Annotated in this window: 20 protein-coding genes; all 20 read right to left on the reverse strand. The window is 54.6% G+C overall.

Annotation, left to right across the window (positions count from 1 at the left end; translation table 11 throughout):
- Nucleotides 1-257: 257 nt before the first annotated feature.
- Nucleotides 258-851, reverse strand: a complete 594-nt coding sequence (locus HPY90_RS12080; RefSeq protein WP_287194792.1) for a hypothetical protein — start codon at nucleotides 849-851, stop codon at nucleotides 258-260.
- Nucleotides 805-1,632: a S1 RNA-binding domain-containing protein gene (locus HPY90_RS12085; protein ID WP_287194829.1), complete on the reverse strand. Its 828-nt coding sequence runs from the start codon at nucleotides 1,630-1,632 to the stop codon at nucleotides 805-807. The genes HPY90_RS12080 and HPY90_RS12085 overlap by 47 nt, the downstream gene beginning before the upstream one ends.
- Entirely contained in the window at nucleotides 1,632-2,270 is a 639-nt protein-coding gene (locus tag HPY90_RS12090) for an EAL domain-containing protein (protein ID WP_353733662.1), read from the reverse strand. The genes HPY90_RS12085 and HPY90_RS12090 overlap by 1 nt, the downstream gene beginning before the upstream one ends.
- Before the next feature lie 51 nt (nucleotides 2,271-2,321).
- The gene (locus HPY90_RS12095; RefSeq protein WP_287194794.1) at nucleotides 2,322-3,170 is read right to left on the reverse strand and encodes a hypothetical protein; all 849 of its coding nucleotides are present in this window, start codon (nucleotides 3,168-3,170) and stop codon (nucleotides 2,322-2,324) included.
- A gap of 425 nt (nucleotides 3,171-3,595) precedes the next feature.
- Nucleotides 3,596-4,093, reverse strand: a complete 498-nt coding sequence (locus HPY90_RS12100; RefSeq protein ID WP_287194796.1) for a RusA family crossover junction endodeoxyribonuclease — start codon at nucleotides 4,091-4,093, stop codon at nucleotides 3,596-3,598.
- Between the two features lie 3 nt (nucleotides 4,094-4,096).
- The gene (locus tag HPY90_RS12105) at nucleotides 4,097-4,468 is read right to left on the reverse strand and encodes a hypothetical protein (protein ID WP_287194798.1); all 372 of its coding nucleotides are present in this window, start codon (nucleotides 4,466-4,468) and stop codon (nucleotides 4,097-4,099) included.
- A 333-nt stretch (nucleotides 4,469-4,801) separates the two neighbouring features.
- Entirely contained in the window at nucleotides 4,802-5,761 is a 960-nt protein-coding gene (locus tag HPY90_RS12110; protein ID WP_287194799.1) for a ParM/StbA family protein, read from the reverse strand.
- Between the two features lie 171 nt (nucleotides 5,762-5,932).
- A complete protein-coding gene (locus HPY90_RS12115; RefSeq protein WP_287194802.1) occupies nucleotides 5,933-7,453 on the reverse strand; it encodes a hypothetical protein in 1,521 nt (506 codons plus the stop codon).
- Nucleotides 7,377-8,012 carry a hypothetical protein gene (locus HPY90_RS12120; protein ID WP_287194804.1) on the reverse strand — a complete coding sequence of 212 codons (636 nt, stop codon included), beginning with the start codon at nucleotides 8,010-8,012 and terminating at the stop codon, nucleotides 7,377-7,379. The genes HPY90_RS12115 and HPY90_RS12120 overlap by 77 nt, the downstream gene beginning before the upstream one ends.
- Complete coding sequence (locus HPY90_RS12125; RefSeq protein WP_287194807.1) at nucleotides 7,999-8,412, reverse strand: hypothetical protein; 414 nt, start codon at nucleotides 8,410-8,412, stop codon at nucleotides 7,999-8,001. Before HPY90_RS12125 ends, HPY90_RS12120 begins: the two co-directional genes overlap by 14 nt.
- A gap of 38 nt (nucleotides 8,413-8,450) precedes the next feature.
- Nucleotides 8,451-8,630 (reverse strand): hypothetical protein, encoded by a 180-nt coding sequence (locus tag HPY90_RS12130; protein ID WP_287194809.1) that lies wholly within the window; start codon nucleotides 8,628-8,630, stop codon nucleotides 8,451-8,453.
- A gap of 83 nt (nucleotides 8,631-8,713) precedes the next feature.
- A complete protein-coding gene (locus tag HPY90_RS12135; protein ID WP_287194811.1) occupies nucleotides 8,714-8,860 on the reverse strand; it encodes a hypothetical protein in 147 nt (48 codons plus the stop codon).
- A complete protein-coding gene (locus HPY90_RS12140; RefSeq protein WP_287194813.1) occupies nucleotides 8,854-9,045 on the reverse strand; it encodes a hypothetical protein in 192 nt (63 codons plus the stop codon). The genes HPY90_RS12135 and HPY90_RS12140 overlap by 7 nt, the downstream gene beginning before the upstream one ends.
- 26 nt (nucleotides 9,046-9,071) lie before the next feature.
- Nucleotides 9,072-9,251 carry a hypothetical protein gene (locus tag HPY90_RS12145; RefSeq protein ID WP_287194815.1) on the reverse strand — a complete coding sequence of 60 codons (180 nt, stop codon included), beginning with the start codon at nucleotides 9,249-9,251 and terminating at the stop codon, nucleotides 9,072-9,074.
- A gap of 2 nt (nucleotides 9,252-9,253) precedes the next feature.
- Nucleotides 9,254-10,042 carry a hypothetical protein gene (locus tag HPY90_RS12150; RefSeq protein WP_287194817.1) on the reverse strand — a complete coding sequence of 263 codons (789 nt, stop codon included), beginning with the start codon at nucleotides 10,040-10,042 and terminating at the stop codon, nucleotides 9,254-9,256.
- Nucleotides 10,039-10,944: a type II secretion system F family protein gene (locus tag HPY90_RS12155; RefSeq protein WP_287194819.1), complete on the reverse strand. Its 906-nt coding sequence runs from the start codon at nucleotides 10,942-10,944 to the stop codon at nucleotides 10,039-10,041. The genes HPY90_RS12150 and HPY90_RS12155 overlap by 4 nt, the downstream gene beginning before the upstream one ends.
- A 1-nt stretch (nucleotide 10,945) precedes the next feature.
- A complete protein-coding gene (locus HPY90_RS12160) occupies nucleotides 10,946-12,172 on the reverse strand; it encodes an ATPase, T2SS/T4P/T4SS family (protein ID WP_287194821.1) in 1,227 nt (408 codons plus the stop codon).
- Complete coding sequence (gene cpaB / locus HPY90_RS12165; protein WP_287194823.1) at nucleotides 12,150-12,947, reverse strand: Flp pilus assembly protein CpaB; 798 nt, start codon at nucleotides 12,945-12,947, stop codon at nucleotides 12,150-12,152. The genes HPY90_RS12160 and cpaB overlap by 23 nt, the downstream gene beginning before the upstream one ends.
- A 186-nt stretch (nucleotides 12,948-13,133) precedes the next feature.
- Nucleotides 13,134-15,521: a glycoside hydrolase family 78 protein gene (locus HPY90_RS12170; RefSeq protein ID WP_287194826.1), complete on the reverse strand. Its 2,388-nt coding sequence runs from the start codon at nucleotides 15,519-15,521 to the stop codon at nucleotides 13,134-13,136.
- A 260-nt stretch (nucleotides 15,522-15,781) separates the two neighbouring features.
- Nucleotides 15,782-16,803 (reverse strand): hypothetical protein (locus tag HPY90_RS12175; protein ID WP_287194827.1); only part of this gene is annotated, 1,022 nt, incomplete at its 5' end.

Genomic DNA, 16,803 nt, shown 5'->3' on the forward strand with positions numbered 1-16,803 from the left:
TTGGCGAATATTTAACATGAGACCTCACACTCCTTTAGTTTGACTTTGGGTGTTTTTTTGGGCGAGGTCTCATTTCTTTTTCAGGGGGCTGATCCCCTTCTGGTGCCTACTGAAATTTTACTCGGCCTGGAGGCATACTCTGTCTGTTTTGCAGGATGAAGGGAGAAAAAGAAAAAGCAGGCCATACCAGCCTGCACGAAAAGAAGATAAGGGGTAGGATTTATAGGCATAAATAAAGCCAGCGCTTTTCGCGCCGGCTACGGTTCCGGCGTCCCGTCGGGCAGGAGAAATCTGTCTTCCAGGTCCAGCAATATGCGCCCCTTTTTGATTTCGCTGAATTCCCGGTGGTATTTTTCTACCAGGACAATGCTCCGTTCCGCGCCGTTCGCCAGCACAATGACCGGCTGGACAGGCTCTCCTTCCCGGTGGACCAGCACGTGGTAGGGTTTTTCGTTGATGATCAACGCCGCCCGGTACGGCGGCGACGGGTATATTTCCACCCGCGCAAACCGCTCCCGCAGAATAAGAACCAGCCGGGTCAAACACAGCGACTTCAACACTTCTTCCAGCCCCGGATAAGGTCCGGGGAGCAGGACGTTGAGTTTGTACGCGCCTTCCAATCTGACGCGGCCCAGTATCTCCGCCCTGACCAGCGACTTTATTTTCTTCTTTTCCCGGGGCGTCTTCGCCACCTGCGAATACGCAGCCGCGCCGGTCGCCCGCACCAGCTCCACAATTCCTTGTTCCCACGGAGACAGCAACCCTTCCTCACGGTACGCGCACGGATAGAAGATGACTTGATAGTTACACCGCGCCGAGAACGGACTTGCGGACGATGCGGCTGACGGCACCGCTCATCTTCCTTTCCGCCGGGCTGACCGAAAGCAACACCACGGCGACTTTATCTCCCCGGCTCAATTTACCCGCCTTCGGGTGCCGGCACAGGCAGTTGACTCCCGGCTCCAACGCCACAAACACGCCGTACTCCGCGACGCCGGTAACCGTGCCGATGTAGACGCCGTTTTTGGCGTATTTTCTGGCGCATTCGGGCCACGGGTCGGGCTGAAGGGCTTTTAAGGAGACGGTGATTTTCTGCTTTTCTCTGTCCAGTTTGATGATTTTGACCCGGACTTTTTCTCCCAGCGGCAGGACTTCTAAATCTTCCACCCAGCCGTGGGAAATCTCCTGCACCGGCAGAAAGGCTTCCACGCCGTCCATCTCCACCACGGCGCCGATGTTGATGGTTTTCCCCTGTGAGTTCACTCCCCTGATGTGCCGCCGCACGACGGCTTCTTTCTCAATTCCTTCCTGCAGCTGCGACCAAACTTGAGACGACAGCTTCTTCACCGCTTCCGAACGCGACGCCACGTAAAGGTTGTTCTCGCGGTCGATGCCGATGACGATGAACGGTATCTCCTGGCCGATTAAAGTCAGCATCCTGCCCCGCGTGGCCCCGTTCGTCGGGCCCGGCTCAACCCCGCTTTCCTGCAAAGGAATTATCCCCTTAATCTCCGGCCCCAGCACCAGACACGGCACTTTCTGCGATTCAAGAGGCACTTCTTCCACGCCGACCACTGTCCCCCTGAGAACACTGCGGTTCTGCCTGGATGCGTAAATGTCTGTCCAGTCCATCACGCGCGGGCATTCGCCCGCTCTTCACCTCCTCCTAGGAAATACGGTCTGCAAAGGTAATATCCCTGGAAATAGTTGATGCCCGCCTTCAGGCAGGTTTTATACTCTTCTTTAGTCTCAATGCCTTCCGCCACCGAGAAAATGCCCGACCACGAAGCGACAGTCTTGAGCAGAGACTGCTTCTGGGCCGACAGGTGGCAGTTGCGCACGATTGCCATGTCAACCTTCAAGTAGTCAGGCCCGATGTCCAGAAACCGCACGGACGACCCGCTGCCGAAGTCGTCCAAAGCGACTTTCTGCCCGACGGCGCGGATCTCTTCCGCGGCGCCGGTCAGTTCAGCAATATCACCGGGGTCGCGCTCGGTGATCTCGACCACCACCCGACCAGGCGGCAAGTTTTCAAGCGCGCCCAGCACGCGCGGCCGGCACTTCAAAAGGGCGCCGGCGCTGATGTTGACGAACAGCAAGCCACCGTTCATCAAAATGCGGCCCTGGCACAGCGCGCTCAGCAGACACTTCAGCTCAAACTCGGGCGAAGCCCCAACGAATATCAGCGACGGGTTAGGAAGCCCGCACAACGCTTCATGCCCGACGATCTCTTCGGTGTCGTATATCGGCTGGAACTTGATTGGGATTATCCTGCATCAGCCCCTTTCGTTCGGTATGAGTGTTTCGTTTTACCCCCCTTTTTACACCGGCGGCCCGGCAACCACTATACCCAGCCCCGGAAAGATTCTCTCGAACAACTCCTGCTGCGACGGCAGGCAGACTATCTTCACCGGCTTCTTCAAAAACGGCAGGGCCGCTTTAAGATTCGCCCGCTTCACCAGGTCGTTCAGGATAAAGTCCGCATAGTAACAGCCCGGCGTCTCTCTGTCCGCGAATGTCTGTTCCGTCAACGCGCCCGGCATGAGTTTTTTCAGGTAGTCCTGGTATTCAGGCGTTATGTACGCGTTCATCACCAGCGCCCCGTAAGGGTACGGCAGCAACATCAGCTCCCGCATCCCGCAGGGGTCTTCCCCGAACGCCTGCATCGTCTTCGGACTGTCGCAGAACACCACGGCGCTGTCCAGTCCCACTGCGCTCTTCAACCGCTCAAGCTCCGCTTTAACCAGCCCGACCCTTTTTTCGCCCCCCTTTCTCAGCAGGTACAAAAGGTGGTCCCTTCTTCCATGCCGCACTATGCCTCTCATATGCAGCACGTCTCTGCCCAGGTTGTAAAACGTGCGCACCCGCGCCTGCGACACTATCTCCCAGTTGCTCAGCTCCAAACAAATGTTTCCAAACTGCGCCCAGCTGTCCAGCGTCTGGTCCGACGGGCGGAACTCCTTATCCAGCCCCACTTCGCTTTTTCCTTTCCGTCCCAGCCGGATATAGCCGCCCTCAGTCTTCACATACCCGTTCTGCCGCAGCTTTCTCACCCGGTGGTAGTAATACTGCTTGCTGGGAAACACTTTCTTCGCCTGCTCAAAAGTGATTATCCCCGCCTTCGCGATCAAATCCAGCAACTCCCGGTCCCGTTCCGTCAGTTCAAGCATCCCATCACCTCCTGCTGTCCAATTTCCTGCGCCAATGTGTGCGCTTAAATAGTCGGCGCGGGGGTCACTTAAGTGCGCTGAATTGTTTGCACTTAAGACCCCCGCGCCTGTGCTGTTAGATGGTTCAGATAAGTTCAGTTGAATTTGCACCAAAACCTAAATCAAGTGCTTTTTTACACCCCCCTGCCGTGCAAAGTACGAACAGTATATTCCAGTCTTATCAAGGCTTCAACCCCAATTTTACATATAAAGATTTTTAAATTTTTATATGTAAAATTCGCATGGGTGGCTTTCCCAATTTTTTTATATGATTTATCGCTGTTTTGTGATGAAGTTATCGGAAGTTATCATGCGAAATTATCAGAAGTATTTATGATGAAGTTATCGGAACCATTTTGTTTGAAGTCACCAGAAGCTCTTTTCTTTTAAAAACAGGGCATCGGTTCGATGATTATTTCCGTCCTGGGGTTGTCGGGGTCGTACCCGCCCAGTATCTGCAGCCCCAGTTTGTCCCAGGAGTCGTCGGCAATCACCCGGTTGTAGCGGAGGCTGTCGATGATAAACTTGACCGGCCGGTTGTCCACGTCCCAGGAATTCCGCGTCGGGTAGAAAATTTTCAAGGTCAGTATTATTGCATCATAATGGACATTTACTTTCTGTAAAACATGATTCATTAAAGTATACCAGTAATTCCGCATAATTGTCTTTTTAATCATATCCTGCGTTCGGGGCAGGATGTCTTTGATGGTTATTTTTACCCGGTCGTTTTCTTTTTCCACCTGCACGGTCTGGTCGATCAGCGGCCCTTTGTCAGGTTCCAGCGGTCCTTCCAGGGCTTCGTGCTGGACAATCTCCAGCCAGAGAGTCATTCTGGCTTCTTCCAGCATGGTGTAGGTTTCTTTCAAAACAGACTGCCGTATCATAATCTACCCCCATATATCTTTGATGTTTTTGGCAAACTGGCGCATTCTCTCTTTTTTCAGTTCATCGTCATCCTTGCGAAAAAAGTCATCGCCTTTCTCATAAGCAGCATGCTTCATTTTCTCCTGAATCAGGTCTTCGATACGCTTCAGGTGTTCTTCCAGCTTCCGGTCAATCATGACTTCAATCTGCGCCAGCAGTGCTTCCATCAGCTTTTCTACAAACAGGGTTTCAATCTGGGCCAACAGAGTTTCCGCCATTTCGCCCTGTTCTAGGAGTTTTTTAACCTTTTCACTGCGCTGACCGGGGGGATAACTCCATATTTTATGGTCATCAGGAAGTTTTACACTTAAAGTTTTTGTGTGCTTGCTGGGCATAAGTTCTTTCCCTCCTTTATTGGTAATACCCTTTAATCGCTTGATTATACTGGGGTTTTGCGCGATTTTTATGCACTCCGGTATGACTGTCTTACAGCATAGTTTCACCGTGGTATTACCATTTCGTGCTTTTTATTAGGCTAATCCCTTATATATTAAGGATTTAAAAGGGTATACCCTTTTTGTATTACTAAACACTACTTTAATAACTATTTAGGCTAGTATTATCAAAATATTAAAGAGGTATACCCCTATGGTATTACCATTTTGATGATTTTAAGTCTTCAATGGTAGTCTTTATAAGGCTTAGAAGGGGTATACCCCTGCATAATTTTAACCCATCAATTTCAAGTACCCCAGCGCGTTGGCGAACACCGGGTCGGGCAGTGGCTCAACCAGCGGATAGCGTTCTTTCAGGTAGTCCAGAAGAAGCAGGCTCCCGCCGCCGGCCAGGTAGGTCTTTTCCAGAAACGGCAGCCGGTCGCCGAACGCTGACTGAATGTGCGACGCGATCGAGTCGGCTGTGTCTCTCAGGGCCGCTTTGAGCGCCCTGGTCAGATCTACCTGCCTGCCCCAGTGGACGACGGGCTTCCCTTCCTGCGCCCGCTTTAAGGCTTCGTTCTGCATCCTGGGCGGAAGCGGGGCGCCTGTCTGCCGCTGGAAGTCTTCAGCCAGCGCGTTCAGCGCCAGCTGCAGACCGCCTTCCAGACTGCCGCACGATTCCGGCACGGGATAGGGGATCCCGCCCTGGACTTCTAAGAGAAAATAGTCGGTCGTGAAGGTGCCGATGTCGATTAAGCCAATTAAACTGTCGGGCAGGTCTTCCACGACGGCGATGGCCCCCACGCCCTGCGGGTAGACTTCGACGTCTTCAAAGCGGATGTGTCTGTACGGGCCGTCGTCCACCGACACCCAGGAAGTCAGGCACTGCAGGCGACGCTTGAGCGCATCTTTCTGCCGGGAATAGTAAGCCAAAGGCAAACCCACCGCCAGTTCCAGGGTCCCTTCCCCGGCGAGATAGACCGCAGTCAAAAGCAAAACGTCATGAGTTTCGGCCAGCTTCTCCTGCGACGCCAGCCGGCAGGCGGCCTGGCTTTGTACTGCCGCTTCTCCCACCAGTCTCTCAACGTCCATGTAAGGATTTTTAATCTTCACTCGGTGTTTGAAGCTCCTCCCCAGGGTTTCGGATACAACACTGGCCGCTGGTGCGATCAGCGAAGGGAATGATATTTTCTTTAAGTCTTCTGTTACCGCTTTTGTGTAGCCGTAGCCGATGTCAACCGCCAACTTCACTTGCAAACCTCCTTATCTTTCGTTCACGTTTGCGTACGCACGCCCAATACAAAACCCGATTATCAGGCCCAGCCCCATTCCCAAAGCTAATACAGGATATTCAACCAAGCGTGTATACCCCCTTCAAGATATTGCCCGCAGGATTCCTCTGAATTTATGATGATGTTCCTGTTAAGGACGGTATATTTTTACCGCATCGTTTTCAAAAACAGGTTCGCCCTGCGGATAGGCAAATTCAGGGTCCCACTCTTTTGATACGACCGCCCACTGGACATCCAGCGCTCTGCCTTCCATAAAAAACGCCTGAATCTCTTTTTTCTTTCGCTCCACATCCAGCGTCTCGCAGACGTGGGCAAGGTACGGCCGGGGTCGTCTGGTGAAATAAACCAGACGGTTCCCTGTTCGCAGCGAACAGGCGGCCACGTCACCCGGGCTGCTGTGCTCTTCCAGGTATTTAGCCCCTTCCATAAACCCTGATGATACCCACGTGTTGGGATTGAACAGCGAACCAACCAGCATGTCCGCTGTGGAAATTGCCCCGAATGCGCAGCAGAACACGACCGTCAGTACAGCAACCCGGTGGGAGTTTATCCTGACAGCCAGCCCGTAGATCATCGGCGCGCTCAGAACCGCCACCGGCAGGCTTAAAAACATATTGTACTCCCTGCTGTTGGGAAGCGGAGCGGAAACCGCCAGAATCCCCGCTGTCAGAAGCCACACCGCCGACACCTGTTTCAGCTTATCCCGGCCCGGCTTCAGCATACGGGGAACCGCTGCCCAGGCCAGCACTCCGGCCAGCCCGAAGGTCAGGGAAACAAGGTACAGGTGTTCCCAGGCGTGAAACCCTGTGCCCGTCTGCTCGCGCCAGGTTCTCAACCACGCAATATGCAGGTAGTCCAGAAAAAGCGGCAGCGAGAACACTAGGCCGCCGACGGCTGCCGCCAGACAGCAGAGAAATGCCTCCTTTATTTTTTTGCGTTCGTATATGACGGTGTGGATGAAAAGCGCCGTTGGAACCAGCGGGAGCAGAAAAGGGTGCGCCATCCCGATCAGCAGTCCGCTGAGGAAAAACCGCGCCGCGCTTTTCCGCTCCAGGTAGCTGTCCACCATGAGCAGAAACCCGATGCCGTCCAGCAGGTAGTGCGGGAAGCCGATAAGTCCGGTGCGCGCCGCATGGCCCTGGATGCAGCTTTCCAGGTAGGCCATCCGGTCATTCAAATGCGCGAAAAAACCCAACCCCGCCCAGATGCCCAGCGCAAACACGGTTTTCGGGTATTCCGTCCGTCTGCATATTTTCCACCAGAGTGTGAGAAACACAGCCCCCAGCAGGGACCGGGCGATCTGAATTACCCAGGCAGAAGATAAATCCACCCATTTTGCAATATGGCCCAAAAACAGGTAGAAGTAATAAGCGCGCACCGGTTCGGTGGGTTCTGAAGTAAAAAGGTTTTCCCAGGTCCAGTGCCCCAGCCGGCCCCATTCTGTTTTGGCCAGAAAAGTGAAGTAGTCGGCTTCTCCCCCGAACAGCCCGACCGGGATATGGTCCGGCGGGCACACCAGAAGCTGAATTATCCAGGGAGCCAGGAGAAGTAAAAAACAGCGGATGAAGAAGGTCTTATATGACTTTGCAGGTGCCGTCTTTGCACACCACCCTTGCCGCCGCCCACCGCTGGGCAATGATCTGCTTCTCACCGGTGAGCCTGGTCGCTTCGATTTCGACCACCGCCACCACGCCTGGAGTCGTCATTTCAACCGTGTAAGCTCCGCCGGCGCCTACGGTAATACCTGACTGGCTGACAGAAAACGTGTACGGGAACCCGCCGTAGCTCAGGTCGGATGCGGTCACCGTTGTCCCGTTGAAGTAATACAACCTCGCCGGCATAGCGTCTGGCGAATAATCGCTGTACCCGTTGTAGACCAGCAGCCAGTATTTCGGCGTTCCGGCAAACTGGCCGCCCACCGGCTGCAGTGTCGTTTCGTTCAGTCCCAGATTCCCTGCCAGCGTTTTCCGGAACTGGTCGTGTGCCCGGTCGGACCTCAATCTGATCAGCCCTTTTGCCTGGGCGGTGGTGTCCACCTGCATGGCCCCCGCTTTGGCGGCGACCGCCACCGCTTCCTGCAGGTCAACCGACGCGGCAGTCACGGCATTTGTGATGTTCATCGTCGCGCTGATGCTGAAAATAAACAGGGGAATCAGTATCAGCAGCAGGACGGAGATAAATCCCTGTTCGTTGTCTCTAAACCTTTTCACTCAATACCGTCCCTCCCGTCCGTATGCGAAAAGTGTCCGGGGCCGCGCTGCCGCCGATCAGCTGCCCGATAAGGAAAGGCCGTTTCGCGGGTTTCAGCGTTATTGTGACCGTTATTTTGTTCGCATTCGGGTCCACCGGGTTGCGCCGGACCACCGGGCTGCCCTGCGACTCCCGCGGGCAGGATATGCTTTCGACTGTCATCTGCATGGAGTTGAATTTGCTGATCATTTCCGTTTCATCAGCGCTGGTGAGCCGCCCTTCAACCCTGATCCGTTCCAGGTAGTATGCCGTAATGTGTTCGGCTATCTGGTACTGAGCTAAGGTTATAAAATAGTCCACACTTGCAAAAGTCAGAAAAAAGAAGAGTGCTGACGATATGAGAAATTCCAGTGTCCCCAAACCCCTTTGGCCCAGTTTTTTGATATGCAGTCCCCCTTTCAAAAACCGCTGCCGGTGATGCTTCCGATCCGGTCTATGACGTTGCTGTGCATCGTCCTGACCGGCGGGATCAATTTTCCGGACACCGCAACCGCGATTGCGCATGCGATAGCTGTTATGATAAGAACTTCTGTCATGGTTATCCCGCGCTCGTCGCTTAACAGCCGCCTGAATCGCATGTACTTTTCACCCCTGAAATAAATAAAGCCCCGGTAAAAACCGGGGCTTTCGGGCTACCACGAGCTTGCCGTCCCTGCGCTGTTTACGATGTTTGTTGTTTTGGCGTCGAAGTTGCGGCAGGCGCTGCACTGCGGATGGCGGGAAACGTGATAATCACGAGCGCCGCGATAATCGCGGCAATAATGACCTGTTCCACAGCAGCGCCGCCGCGCTGGTTCATTTTTACCATGAGCTGATTGTGCCCGCGCTGTTAACCGCGCCGGTGGCTTTGGTGCTGATAGTGTTGGCACCGCTGGTGGCACCGCTCCGGATAGCGCCGAAGGTCAGCACGCCGATCGCGCCGAGCAGCGCAGTGACGATGACCTGTTCCACGGTGATTGAACCGCGTTCGTCAGACAAAAGTTTTATCAGCATTAACCGTCTCGCCTCCTTTCTTTTCGTTACCAGTTCCCGCCGGTTGCGTAGCTTGTGATTTTTTGGCTCACTGTGCTTGCGCCGGTTGACGCACCTCCCCTCAGACTTGCTCCTGAAACAACGGCAATCGCGCAGAGCAGAGCGATTATGATCAGCGCTTCAACAACTGTAGCGCCTGTTATGCTTCTAAATATTCGCTGAAACATTTTCATGGCCCTCCCATAATGACCTGAAGAACCTGGACCACCCGGTACACCAGAGGGCCTGCAAGTATACCCCCTATCGCCAGGAGCGGCAGCCCCCTGTATATGGCAAAATACATGGGCTTTGAGACTATTTTAACCTCCGCCAGGGTGCGCCTCAGCATTTCCAGGCTGCGGGACTCTTCCTGCAGGATTTTCTGGACGTACTCCATGCCGGATTCCTGGGCGTGAATCAAAACAGACGACAGCACGGCTGCTTCCGGCAGGTTGACCTCTTCCGCAAACTGCCCCAGTGCCCGCTCGGGGCCTGCCGGCCACCGGGCTACGCACCGGTCCACCAGCGGTTTAAGTTTCGGCATTAAAGCGGCGGCAAACTGGAACGACTGCGGAATGGTGTACTTCACCGCCGAAAGGAACTCGACCGTTTCCGCCAGGACCGCCAGTTCGCGCATCTTCTGGAACCGTTCTTTGTCTTTAACAGACCGCTGGTAGATTTTTGCCCCCGCATACCCGATCAATGCCCCTGCCAGGCAGAAAATATGCGTCTGGGGCGCGCCCCAGGCCAGCATCAGCCCGCCGGTAAACCCGATCAGCGTCCCAATCATTATCGGACGGTCTTCTGACCGGCTTTTGGGTTTTTCCAGAATACCTGCGGTGCGCTGGCGGATTTCATTTGCCGCTGAAAGATACACCCGCCGCACCGGGTCGGCCCGGCCCTGCAGGGTTTTGAAAATCAGATATAAAACCGCAGTTGTTGAAATCGACAGTCCAGTTACGATCAGGTAGAAGCTCATTCGGGAATCCCTCCCGACGCCAGGCGGTCCAGAAACGCGCCGCCCACCACTGAAGCCGCGCTCACCGAGACAATCAGCCTTCCCCAGATGCTGCTGACAAAAAACTCGCGCGCTTCGGGTACAAGCTGGTGGACAAAGATAAATGCCGGGACGATTGCCAGGTTCATGATTAAAGAAACCATCCTGTCGTAGCTCATTTCGACCCGGTTCTTCTGCAGCAGGTCCTGCTGGGTGGTCAGCCGCAGGGCCAGACGGTTGAACAGCGGTTTCACCGCTTCGTCCTCCAGCGCCAGCCTGAGCAGCTGGACAAACATTCTTCCGTATTCGTTGTCCAGCCCTCTGGCAAGCCGCAGCAGGGCTTCGTCAGGCGACATTCCGGATGTCATGTCTCTGTATGCCTGGCGCAAAATATCGCCGGTCGGAGGCGGCATTTTTCCTGCGGTGACGCCCAGCGCTTTCAGCACATGCGGCGTCTCGGAAAACTCGGCGGCAAAAATCCGCACCATTGCCCCCATCTGCTCCAGGATTTTTTCCCGCCGCGCCTGCTCGCGCATGTTGATCATCTGCTCGGGGACAGCTATCCCTCCTGCCGCCATGATTATTCCGGCGGTGATGTTTTTCAGGTATACCACGCCGACACCAAATCCCGCCAGCGCCAGGACAATCATTATTGCTGCTTCCAGAACGCTTCTTCTTTCCAGGAATGATACCCGCATTTCCGAGTGAACGCGGTCTACCCATTTCTGAAGCGATTCCGACAGCCCTGAAGCCTGTTTCTTCCGGCCTGTTCTGTTTGCCGTCTTGATGTTCAGCTTTTTGAACACTGCATATAACGAAGGCACAAGCGCCAGGCTGAAGCCTCCAGCCGTTACCGCCAGCAGCAATTCACGCGTATCCAGCATATTATGCTCCTTTCAGGCGCACAGGCATCGTCACGCCGTATTTGAGCAGCCTGTCCTGCAGGCGCGTGCTCGGCATCTGCACCTGCCGCCATTCGCCTTTCAGGTAGTCGTCTCCTGACGGAAACCAGCGGATTAAATCCCGGTACTCAACCTTCGTCACCTGCGGCACAACTTCGGTGATGGATTCCACCAGGATCGCGCCGCGCGTCGAGTCGCCGAACATCTGCACCACCACGTTGTAGGCGCTGGCGACAAGCTGGGCCGCCACGTCCGGCGTCACGTTCAGACCCTCTTCGATCAGCAGCCGCCCTGTCCCTTCGACCGCTTCCTGGGGTGACGGAAAGTGCGCGGTCGCCATCGACCCGTCGTGACCGCGGAGACAGGCCCGGACTGCTTCGGTAGCTTCGCCCTGGCCGCGAAACTCGCCGATGAGGATGATGTTGGGCGAATACCTCAGCACGGTCCTGAACAGCATTTTCAGCGGCCGCCCGACTTCGCTGTGCTCTTCCAGCTCAACTATGTCCCGTTCGGGGAACTGTTTTTTCAACTGGAGCTCGCGGTCGCTTTCGATGACTATGGTGCGGGCGTTCGGGTCGGTGCACGAATAAAGCGTCCGCATCAGCGTCGTTTTGCCTGAACCCACTCCGCCGGCAATGAGGATGTTGGCCCTGCCCCGCACCAGGGTTTCGAGCGCGCTCCACACCTTCTCGTCCATAGAACCCCGCCTGATGTGGTCTTCCGGCGTCAGCACAGAAGACGAGTGTTTCCGGAGCACAAAAGTGATGTCTTCCGTCACCGGCGGGCAGGTGGCAGTTATCCGCGTGCCGTCTTTTCTCATGCTCTCAAGCGTCGGGTTGGACCGGTTGAAACCCACTCCCTGGTCGTGCATGGTCATCCGGGTGACCAGCTTTTTGATGTGCTCGTTGTCTTTGAATTTGACGTCAACCCGCTCGTTTTTGATGTTCCGCAGGACCACCACCTGGTCCGGCCCGTTCACGCGGATTTCGTTCACTTCCGGGTCGTCGTACAGTTCCTCCAGCACGTCCAGCCCCCAGGCGTATTTGTATATCTCATAGGCCGCCTTCCCGGAGTCCATGCCTTCGACTTCCACGCCAAACTCTTCTAAAAGCCCGACAATAACTTCCTGAAGCACAATCTTTGCTTCAGGTACTCCTGCCATCGTTTCTTCAATCAGGCTGCGGTGCTTAATTGCCCGTTCCTGTCCCACCCGTTCCGGTTCCTGGATTGACTCCTGGATTAGATAGGTCGCTTCCTTGATGTCCAGCTTCTTCGGCAGATTTCATCAACTCCTTTTCTTTGAATTTGAGCGTGAGCACGACATTTTGAGAATTGGGCGCCGCTCCGCCGACCACCCTCTGCACCTGGTCTTCTTTTACCGCCAGCACCGCCACCGCAGGCCCGGCAGACTGCGACGCATTGGGGATCACGCTGTTCTGCTGATGGTCGAACAAACTTTTTCCCGAACTGTCGCGGATGTCCAAAACGATCGCGCTTTCGGCCGCCAGGAACCACCCAGCGCCGGGCGCTTCCATCTGCGATCCCGAAGGCACCCACCAGACGTCAACAAGGTCGCCCGGCCGCAGCCACCCTCCGGCAGCCCGGGCAACGTTTATGTTGACCCCAACAATCTGTCTGTCCTGGTGCAGTTCTTTTGTTCCCAGTTTGTCCCTTCTGATCTGCTCCCCGCCGTACAGAAGAGTCAGCGCTATTTTCCCCACCGCTTCGTCTGCTGACACAACAGCGTCGGGAACTTCCATGCCTTGAACAACCTGCTTTTCCGTTAAGTCTGCAGGTGTGATGACCGAATACGGCATGATGTTGTGCGACGCGACGATAACCTTGACTGTTTCCCGGTGTGTTTGAACGTACTCCTGGTACTGATAAGCCCCAAAAACAGCGATACCCAGCCCGCACACGATGCTCAAAAGCAAAGGCCAGGCACGGCGCAGGCTCAACGATGGCAACCTGATTATGCTTTCCACCCCCCATCTCTGTTACGCAGGACGCGCGCCCGCACAAAAAACGGCCCCGGTTTGTTCACCAGGGCCGTGGTTGGTTTTGAACATTTTTTTGCAAATTGAATGTTAAACTTACCTGCCGATTCTTTCAGCTGTATTATACACAGCCAGATGAAAAATGCAAGGATTTTTTTTGCAAAAAATCCAGGATCAATTTTTCCTACCCTGCAGCACAACAAACCAGTTGGACAGCACGGTGTCATCCGTGACAACCACCCCTTCCGACCAGGCCCCGGATACGCCCTTCTGCATTTGAAAAACCGGCACATATCCATGACCGGTTCCGGTAATGATTCCTTCCACCCTGGTCCCCGAAGGGCAGTCGCTCAATAAAGGACTTGTCCAGAACTCGAACAGCCATGTTTTGTTTTCTGCGCTTAATGATGAATACAGCGTTGGCCCGCTAACTGTTGAATGCTGGCCGCTGTCGTAAGGAAAGTCTGCTGAAGTAATGCCGGACACGCCGATAGAATTTACCAGCAGCCCCACTTTCCCGCCGGCCTGCGTTTTCGGTAAAGCGCTTTCTGCCATGCCCCGGGTGATCTGGATATATGTCGCCGGGTTTGTCGGGTCAGGCGGTGTTTGTCCCGACCCCGGATACACAATTTCACAGATTCTCGGGCTGTCAAACGCCACTGCGCAGAAGTTGAACGAAACCTGGTCTGAGGCCAGCCCGCCCCGGTCCCAGACTGTCAGGTAAAATACGAACTGGTACTGCCCGGACAGGAATAACACGTCCGGCGGCACGGTGAACTGGCTGCTGGACGATGCCGTCTTGCCGCTGTCATAAACCAGATTGCCTCCTGTTTGGGTACGGATCACCACCTGGTATGCGCTCTGCGAATCCCCCGAATCAGGGTCGGAAAACGTCCAGGTAATCGTCGGCGTCGCGGTCGTGTAGCAGGCCCCCGGCGGCGTTATCCCCGGCGGGTTCGGCCTGGTGTTGGTTTCCCAGACTACTGCCGCATCCGTGCCGGGGTTGGGCGCTTTTATCTTCGGGGTAACACTGGTATCTGTTGTGGCTAAAACCGCTTTCCAGCATATCTGGTTTCCTGACGGAAGCGTTGCCCATAATTGAACGGTGTTCTGGTTCGGGGCGGCCATTGCTGCGCCTCCTGAAATTTCCGTCCAGGTTGACCCGTTGTCGTATGTGGCTTCCAGTCTGGTTGTTCCGCCTGACAGGCCGGACACTCTCCAGCTTGCTGTCCAGGTAGTTCCGCCGTCCGTCGAAAGATACCATGTAACCGATGTCCCTGCTGGCAGGACATGGTAGGCCCTGACCCTGACGCTGGACGTGTTCGTGCCCGGGTTTTTCGGCAGTGAAACCACTGCCGCCTGCGGCGCGTAGCTGCCCAGGTTCTGCAGTCCAGCCACCGTCTGCGACAGGGAAGCGTTGTACACCATCTGCGCGCCGTCCCACTGGTAGTATTTAACCTGGTCGCCGTCCACGATGAGCAGATCGTAACTTCCCGGCCTCACTGCGACGCAGGACGGTGCTGACAGCCCGCTGGTGACTGACAGAGCCGATGTGTAGACGAAGCTGTTGCCTGCCAGCAGATATGTTTTGGCCTGGCTGCCGTCGATTATGGTAATGTTGCCTTCAGTACCCCAGCAGACGGATTTGGGGGCCGTCAGCCCGGTAATACTCAGAGCCGGGTTATGGGTCAGTCCTGACCCTGTGAAATTGAAGTATTTGAGCTGGTCGCCTTCGAGTACCACGCAGTCGTAGCTGAACTGGTTCAGCGCAAAGTCGATAGGATTAGTCAAGCCTGACGTGATGCTCAGCGTTGGTATCTCTATACTGCCAGAACCTGAGAAGCCGTAGTACCTGATCTGTCCGTTTGCCAGCACCGCTATATCCTGTTCCCGGCTGCCGATGCTCACAACTCCGCTGAGACCGGTAACACTCCAGGCCGGGGCCATGCTGCTGCCGGTGAAAGAATAGTGCGTTATCCCTGTAGGGGTCGCCACTACCGCATCAGGATAGGGACTGGACGAAACCGCCGCCACCGGGTTGGACAGTCCTGATATTTTTATAACCGTATTCTCTGTTGTTGCGCTTCCTGTCCAGGAAAAACGCTTCAACTCCGTCGGAGTGAGCACAAGGTAGTCATACCCGTCGTTTTTTTCAAAGTCCGCCGATTTGGGCGCCGCTCTGGGAAGCCTGATTTCGCTGTTTGCTGTATCGACAACAGCAGATGTTTTTGCAGTGTCTATAACAGTCTCGGAACTCTTGATGTACGCGCTCCAACTGGCCGCTTCAGCGGTTGAAATAGGAGCAACAGTAAACAGCAGGGCAGCCGCAGCAACCAAAAATATTTTGACTCCCTTGCTGTCTTTGCCATTTTTGACAGGCCAAAAATTTCCTGAATCGCGCGTAAAAAATTCTCCCTCGGGCATGACCTTGAAGGTGATCATGAAGAAAAAGACGGGAAAAAGACAGGCGAAAACGGTCAGGACGAAAGAAAGATTGGCAAAAAGGACGGTTTTCACGGCCTTCTTTCCTGCGCTTTTTAGAAGTTCCTTCCTATAAGACACAAAAATCACCTCAAAAAACAAAAAACCGGGTGCACAGGACCCGGCTTCTCAAGATATCTGTAGTTTCCTCTCCTCGGCAAAAGCAAAAGCCCGGTCCTCGCATCCATCTCCCGAGGAACCGGGCCCAGGCTATTTCCCCCGCGTGCGAAGCACAATTCTCGCGGAAGGAGCTTTCTAGATTAATCAGAAAGTGGGAGAATGTCACACTTACAGCCAGGGCATTCCCTGGCTGCAAGGTAAGGAAAGTTATTAGTAATATTCTAAGCAACTTTAAAAATTTGTACATACTGCACCTCGCTTTCGTTCCCGGCGGCGTCTTTGACCTGAATGCCGATGTCGTTTGCGCCGCTGGCAAGACCGCTTACGGTTATCGCAGGCCCGGTTAAAGCAGTATAGCTTGACCAGGATCCGCCGTTAATGCAGTAACGGTACTGGATTCTGGGGGCAGTCGCATCGCTTGTTACCTGCGAGAAATTATCACTAACCGCGATGTTGACGACAACGCTGGTGCTGGTGGTTGCGGTCGCCCGATTCTTTATACTGACTGATTTTATTTCCGGCGGCGTTGTGTCGATCAGGAAATATTTCGCTACCGGCTGGCTCCACTTGCCGTAGGCGTTCTGGAACCTGACGTATACCGCTTTAAGGCCGTCGCCCGAAGGGAAAGCTACTTCTTTGGTATAACTGCTTCCGCTCACATCTTCAGACGGGCCCCAGGTCACGCCGTCAAACGAAAACTGGACTTTGCTTACGTTGGAAAGCGATGAGGCGTTTATTGCTGCCTGCTGGAGTTTGGTCACATAGACATTGCTCAAACCGTTGTACGTCACTGTTGGCGGCGGGTTGCTGGGAGCCGCTGATCCGCTTGGCGCGCTTGCGCTGGTTGCCAGAGCAATCTGGGCTGATATGGTTGTGTAGTTGGATTGAGCGTCTTTTAACTGGCAGTATACTGTTTTCCAGCCGTCGCCGCTGGCTAATGTCCAGCTTTTTACCCCGTTGTAGGTTTCCCAGCTTGACCAGTTCGTCCCGTCGTTGGAAAACCGCATCTGAATTTGGGTTGGTTGAGAAAAATTGTCCGATACTGACAGCATCAAGGTAACGCTCGTTGTACTGGTAGTTGAAGCTCCGTTGTTAATTAATAATGTCCCTTTAGGGCCTTCTGTGTCGTCCACCAGATAGATAGTAGCAGCCTGCATGGAGCTTTCGTTGCCGGCATTGTCGCGTACTTTTACATAAACCGTCTTTTGTCCAGGTCCAGCAGTAACAGTCCAGTTAACATTCG

It is taken from the genome of Syntrophothermus sp. (genome assembly GCF_013314835.1).
GTDB lineage: Bacteria > Bacillota > Syntrophomonadia > Syntrophomonadales > Syntrophothermaceae > Syntrophothermus > Syntrophothermus lipocalidus.